We start from the raw sequence: 1,216 nt of genomic DNA on the forward strand, positions 1-1,216 counted from the left end.
TGCAGCTAGATATAACAATAAGAAGCCCGCCAAATGGCGGGCTTTCTTTACTTTTTCACTTTTTTCAATACAAAATAGGCACAGCCAAAATTACAGTATTCATACAAATATTCACTTAATGTACTGATTTTGGTATCAAAGGTAGCTTTTTGATTTTGATCTTCAAAAAAGCCTTTTAGCCGGAGCTGCCCATATCCCCAATCCCCGACAATGTAATCATATCTAGATAATATATCACTATATCTCGCCTTTAAGGCTTCCTCATTAAAGGCATCTCTGTGTTCCTGCACAATTTCATAGGTGGAGCCGTTGATATTGATCATGTTATCACCTCAAATTTTACCAGTAAATCTTTCTTTCATTATAACCGATTCACCATCAATTACTAAGAAAAAAAATCAGTTATTTGGCTATTCTATAAAAAGGAGGTGCTTAAAGTGAAAAAATGGTCGATAATTATTGGTTTTTGTATACTCCTGACAGCAGCAGGCTGCTCAAAGGATATGGCTAATCGGGATGTTTATGAAGAAAGCGGAGATACCATAAATGTCAATAATAAAAGAGAAGAGCTTTACAATGAAGGCGGTGGCCAAGGAGTTCGGAAGGTGAGCGATAATTATGGCTTTGTTCGTCATCAAAAAAGTCCCATTCAGAACGATCGGGGAGGCACCGAACACTATTCGGCAATTGACCGTGAACAAGTAGCAAATATTATTAGCCAGCTAAGTACAGATATCCCAAATGTAAATGATGTGGCTACTCTTGTAACCGATCAAGAAGTTCTTGTTTCCTATAGTACAAATTCAAAGGACCGTAATCACACTGCTGACCAGGTAAAAAGAACAGCTATGTCAGTTGTCCCTAGATATTACCATGTTTATGTTTCGGACAATACAAATTTAATGCGCGATGTGGAAAATCTCGCGAATTTGGACTCAACTAGCAAAAACGCTAGAAATTTGGTTAATGGTTTAGTGAAACAAATGAAGAAATCACCACAAGGAAGTCGAATGAGTGATAATGAAGATGAAAATGGGGCAACGAAAGATGATGTAATGAACAGTACAAATAAATAAAAAATAAGAGTTCAGCCGATGGACTGAACTCTTTTTTATTTAGGCTATGTAAAACTGGGCTGTTGATTTGTGTTCCACTAAGGAATGCTTCTTCGAATAATCACCGCAGGGACAGGCGGGGTCTCTGCCTGTCCCTGCGG

At 38.0% G+C, this 1,216-nt stretch carries 2 protein-coding genes; one reads left to right on the forward strand and one right to left on the reverse strand.

Going from position 1 to position 1,216, the window contains the following annotated elements:
- Positions 1 to 47: 47 nt before the first annotated feature.
- Complete coding sequence (locus CHI06_RS22345) at positions 48 to 323, reverse strand: YutD family protein (protein ID WP_095250773.1); 276 nt, start codon at positions 321 to 323, stop codon at positions 48 to 50.
- 114 nt (positions 324 to 437) lie between these two features.
- On the opposite strand from CHI06_RS22345, the gene CHI06_RS22350 reads away from it, so the two are divergent.
- Positions 438 to 1,076: a YhcN/YlaJ family sporulation lipoprotein gene (locus CHI06_RS22350; RefSeq protein ID WP_095250774.1), complete on the forward strand. Its 639-nt coding sequence runs from the start codon at positions 438 to 440 to the stop codon at positions 1,074 to 1,076.
- Positions 1,077 to 1,216 lie beyond the last annotated feature (140 nt).

Source organism: Bacillus sp. 7884-1 (assembly GCF_002272245.1).
Lineage (GTDB): Bacteria > Bacillota > Bacilli > Bacillales > Cytobacillaceae > Neobacillus.

Bases quoted from the DNA above. Each gene is read 5' to 3' on its own strand.
- CHI06_RS22345 (WP_095250773.1), bottom strand. From the start codon at position 323: ATGATCAATATCAACGGCTCCACCTATGAAATTGTGCAGGAACACAGA.